We start from the raw sequence: 4,736 nt of genomic DNA on the forward strand, positions 1-4,736 counted from the left end.
CAGCGGTTTCGTACTCTACGTGTGCGGTGTTGATGGTGATACCACGTGCTTTTTCTTCAGGGGTGCTGTCGATCTGGTCGAATGCACGAGCCTGGCCGCCGTTGGTTTTAGCCAGTACGGTGGTGATTGCAGCAGTCAGAGTGGTTTTACCGTGGTCGACGTGACCGATGGTGCCCACGTTTACGTGCAGTTTGTTGCGTTGAAATTGCTCTTTAGCCATCGCTAGTCCCTCTAAGACACGGATATATCGAAGATATCGTCACATCAACCAGGCAATGCCTGACTGTTTGGTTTACAGAGAGAGAATCAGGAGAGAGATAAAGGAAGTGGTGCTGATACCCAGAGTCGAACTGGGGACCTCACCCTTACCAAGGGTGCGCTCTACCAACTGAGCCATATCAGCACATCTGGAGCGGGCAGCGGGAATCGAACCCGCATCATCAGCTTGGAAGGCTGAGGTAATAGCCATTATACGATGCCCGCATCCTGGAACTCGGCTACCTGTTCTTTCTGTAGCTTATGAATAATAAAAGAAGACCTTCTATTATTCGAATCAACCAGAGTTTCCGGCTGACTTTGATTGTGCTCTCACACAATCTGAATTCGAAGTGAGAGAGTAGAACTCACCCATCAGAAGCCTTTATCTGATGCTCAACCAAGAGGTTGAGATGGTGGTGGGAGAAGGATTCGAACCTTCGAAGTCTGTGACGGCAGATTTACAGTCTGCTCCCTTTGGCCGCTCGGGAATCCCACCTACTTGATGGTGCCGGCTACCGGAATCGAACTGGTGACCTACTGATTACAAGTCAGTTGCTCTACCAACTGAGCTAAGCCGGCATCAAGTGACGCGCATTCTAGGAACACCGGCTTCAGGATGCAACAAAAATATTGCCAAATTTGCTCTTCCGCCTACTATTTGTGCAAAAAAGCGCAAGCAGCCTGTTTATTGCCGTAAAATCAGGCAATCTGTGTATGATTTCCCCTCACCTTGCCATCCTGTTTTACGCTTCGCACCGCCATGCGGGATGCGCGAAAGGCAGTGTGAGAAAGCTACTCCGCTGAAAAATTCAGCGAGGGGCTTCACAACGCCTCTAAAATATTCAGGCATCCACTTTATATTGCCTTTCAAACGCATCTGAAACGCACAGGGCTGATTCAGCACTCTCGACTGTCACTGATGTGGAAGAGCAGGTGATAACCCATCAGGATTTTAACTGGCTGTACAGCAAGCAGTCGCCCGGCCCCTATCGATGCGATGAAAACGGTTGGCTATTTGCATTCACAAAGCGAATTTAGCACTGCCAGCGGGTAACGGGATTTCGTGGCTTACGTGAAAGGGCTTATTGTCGCAGCCGCTTGTGAATAAAAATGCGCGCGCGCTTACGAATGCGTGCTTATGTTTATCATTTTGCTTCTATTTAAAGTGTTACTGGTGTTAACCTCCCGCCCATTGTTTTCGCTACATAACCTCTGTGACGTGCTACTGAGTTCGATGCATCGTTGTATGCCGGTTGGGTTGCTGCAAGGTGTTGATGGGCCAGAATTTGCAGTCTGATGCCTTCTTATGAGTAAAAAAACGACGTCTCTAACAACGCCCTATCTACAATTTGATCGTCAGCAGTGGGCTGCGCTGCGTGATTCAGTGCCAATGACATTGACTGAAAGCGAAATTGAACGATTACGCGGCATTAATGAAGACCTCTCGTTAGAAGAGGTTGCCGAGATCTATCTGCCACTTTCTCGCTTACTCAACTTTTATATCAGTTCTAACCTTCGTCGCCAGGCTGTGCTGGAGCAATTCCTTGGCACCAATGGTCAAAAGATCCCTTATATCATTAGCATCGCAGGTAGCGTTGCCGTGGGTAAAAGCACCACAGCGCGCGTGCTACAAGCGTTGCTGAGCCGCTGGCCTGAGCATCGCAAAGTTGAGTTAATTACCACGGACGGGTTCTTACATCCTAATGCGGTATTAAAAGAGCGCGGCCTGATGAAGAAAAAGGGCTTTCCGCAATCTTACGATATGCATCGTCTGGTGAATTTTGTCTCTGATTTAAAATCAGGTGCCCACAAAGTTACCGCACCGGTTTATTCGCATTTGATATACGACGTTATCCCAGATGGGGATAAAGTTGTTGAACAGCCCGATATATTAATCCTTGAGGGCTTAAACGTATTGCAAAGCGGCATGGATTATCCTCACGATCCACATCATGTATTTGTCTCTGATTTCGTGGACTTCTCTATATACGTCGATGCGCCGGAAACTTTATTAGAGCGGTGGTATATCAATCGCTTTCTTAAATTCCGTGAAGGCGCCTTTAGCGATCCTGACTCTTATTTCCACCATTATTCACAACTGCCGGAAGAGGATGCAGTCACTATCGCGCGTAGTCTGTGGAAGGAAATTAACGGCTTAAATTTGAAAGAGAATATTTTGCCAACGCGAGAAAGGGCGAGCTTAATCATGACTAAATCAGCCGATCACGCCGTTCAAAGCGTACGCCTAAGAAAATAAGCATTTAACGCCCTCAGTCAGCAGGGCGTTAACCTAAGGCATACTCTATCAGCTTGGGCGCAATGAAATTTCGCCGCCCACCCACGATTTGATTTCGCCTTCCTGCTCCAATAATAGCCCACCTTGCTTATCAATTCCGCGCGCAATTCCGTGTACCTCACGCTCACCGATAAGCAGTTTAACGGGACGGTTAATAAAGTTATCTAACCTTCCCCATCGTTCAATAAAGGGGGCCAAGCCATCGCGCTCAAACACAGGCAATGCTTCACGCAGGCTATTGATCACCTTTGCAGCCAACTCGTTACGGTTGATCGCAACGCCTGCCTCTTCCAAATTAATCCACTCTTGATTAATTTCTGTTGCGTTTTCTGAGCGCATTCTAAGATTGATACCCGCCCCCATAACAATATGTGCTGCATCGCCGGTTTTTCCGGTCAACTCCACCAAGATACCCGCGAGTTTACGATCGTGCAGGTAGAGATCGTTCGGCCATTTCACGCGGACGTCCGTGGCACCCAATGACTGAATGACTTCCGCCATCACAATACCGATTACCAGGCTCAGACCCATTGCAGCAGCCGGACCTTGTTCAAGACGCCAGTACATCGACATATATAAGTTTGCGCCGAAGGGTGAGAACCATTTCCTTCCACGGCGCCCCCGGCCAGCTTGCTGATACTCTGCAATACAGGCAAAGCCAGATGGCAGCTGATCCATGCGATCCAGCAAATATTGATTAGTCGAGTCAATAACCGGTATCACAGCCAAGCCTGACTGTGATAGGTGGGAGAGAATCGCCGATTCGTTTAACAGCTCAATAGCGCCTGGCAGGCTGTAACCTTTCCCCGTCACGGTATAGACTTCCAGCCCCCAACTTTTTAGCGTCTGGATATGTTTGTTGATGGCTGCACGGCTCATTCCTAATGTTTCACCCAGTTGCTCACCCGAATGAAATTCACCATCAGCGAGCAAAGAAACCAATTTCAACGGCACATGATTGTCTTTCACGAAATTACCTCGACTGCATCTCGTTCGCCATGAGTACCGATAAAACGCACCTCAGGTTCCAACCAGACGTCAAACTTCTCACCCACGCGTTTTCTTACCTCGTGAGCCAGCTCGACAAAATTTTTCGGCGTCGCGTTGTTCTCATTAATCAATACCAGAGCCTGTTGGCGATGCACTGCCGCACCACCTACCTGCATCCCCTTAAGACTGCACTGGTCAATAAGCCAGCCTGCAGCCAGTTTCACCCGTCCGCTTGCTTGCGGGTAGTGCGGCATTGTTGGATAACGCGTTAACAGTGTTTCGGCCGCTTCACCGGAAATAACCGGGTTTTTGAAGAAGCTGCCAACGTTCCCTGTTATTTGAGGATCCGGTAATTTACTGCGTCGCGTTTCGCACACCGTATTGAACACGTCCCACGCTGTTACCGTCGCAAGATTAAGCTTTGCAAGTTCGCCGTAGCTTAACACCGGTTTCCATTGCTTACTCAGCGTCAGGCCGATTGCCGTGATGACATGATCCTCTTTCATGGCATGTTTAAAAATGCTGTCGCGGTAGCCAAACTGACAAGCTTCACGATACAGACGCTGTGTTTTTTGAGATGACAGCTGGAGCACGTCAACATACAGGCAGACGTCTTTCAGCTCGACGCCGTAAGCACCGATATTTTGAATCGGGGCCGAACCCGAAGCGCCGGGGATCAGCGCCAGGTTTTCTAATCCTGGAATCCCCTTTTTTAAGGTCTGTTCAACCAGCGCATGCCAGTTTTCTCCGGCTCCCACGTGTATATGCCATGCTTCATCATGCTCTTCATAGCGGATGCCTTTGATGGCGTTTACGATCACGGTACCTGCAAAATCTTCAAGAAACAGGACATTACTTCCCTGTCCCAGTACGATCGTTGGCTGATTTAATCGGTGAGCAGCTTCAACTGCTGTAATGATGGCTTGCGGTGTATCTGCAATGGTTAACGCTTGCGCACTGACTTCCAGGCCAAGGGTATTGAACGCTTTTAAGGATGCACGGGGGCTGGACATATTGCGGCCTTTGCTGATTAATCTGGGCGTATTTTACCCGATCGGCCGGGCTGGCGGGCGATTTTCGCATGCACGTCATGTTCTGCAGACGTAAAAAAGCCCTGAACGGTCGTTCAGGGCTCTTCTGTTTGATGCCTGGCAGTTCCCTACTCTCGCATGGGGAGACCCCACACTACCAT

Annotated in this window: 4 protein-coding genes and 4 tRNA genes; 1 reads left to right on the forward strand and 7 read right to left on the reverse strand. The window is 49.1% G+C overall.

The window, feature by feature from the left end:
• The 5 genes from LU196_RS20235 to LU196_RS20255 form a co-directional block, all read right to left on the reverse strand.
• On the reverse strand, positions 1–220 hold a 220-nt coding region (locus LU196_RS20235; protein ID WP_232760972.1), incomplete at its 3' end, for a GTP-binding protein.
• 107 nt (positions 221–327) lie between these two features.
• Positions 328–403 (reverse strand) — tRNA-Thr (locus LU196_RS20240).
• Positions 404–408: 5 nt separating this feature from the next.
• Positions 409–483, reverse strand: a tRNA-Gly gene (locus LU196_RS20245).
• Positions 484–669: 186 nt separating this feature from the next.
• Positions 670–754: transfer RNA gene (locus LU196_RS20250), tRNA-Tyr, on the reverse strand.
• Positions 755–761: 7 nt separating this feature from the next.
• Positions 762–837, reverse strand: a tRNA-Thr gene (locus LU196_RS20255).
• A gap of 727 nt (positions 838–1,564) precedes the next feature.
• Here LU196_RS20255 and coaA point away from each other — a divergent pair.
• Positions 1,565–2,515 (forward strand): type I pantothenate kinase, encoded by a 951-nt coding sequence (gene coaA, locus LU196_RS20260; protein ID WP_232761557.1) that lies wholly within the window; start codon positions 1,565–1,567, stop codon positions 2,513–2,515.
• Between the two features lie 48 nt (positions 2,516–2,563).
• Here the strand turns inward: coaA and birA are convergent, their stop codons facing one another.
• Both birA and murB read right to left on the reverse strand, forming a co-directional pair.
• A complete protein-coding gene (gene birA, locus LU196_RS20265; RefSeq protein ID WP_232761558.1) occupies positions 2,564–3,523 on the reverse strand; it encodes a bifunctional biotin--[acetyl-CoA-carboxylase] ligase/biotin operon repressor BirA in 960 nt (319 codons plus the stop codon).
• Positions 3,520–4,557, reverse strand: a complete 1,038-nt coding sequence (murB, locus tag LU196_RS20270) for a UDP-N-acetylmuramate dehydrogenase (protein ID WP_232761559.1) — start codon at positions 4,555–4,557, stop codon at positions 3,520–3,522. The genes birA and murB overlap by 4 nt, the downstream gene beginning before the upstream one ends.
• Between the last annotated feature and the right edge of the window lie 179 nt (positions 4,558–4,736).

The organism is Pantoea sp. Mb-10, assembly GCF_021272205.1.
Taxonomy (GTDB): Bacteria; Pseudomonadota; Gammaproteobacteria; order Enterobacterales; family Enterobacteriaceae; genus Pantoea.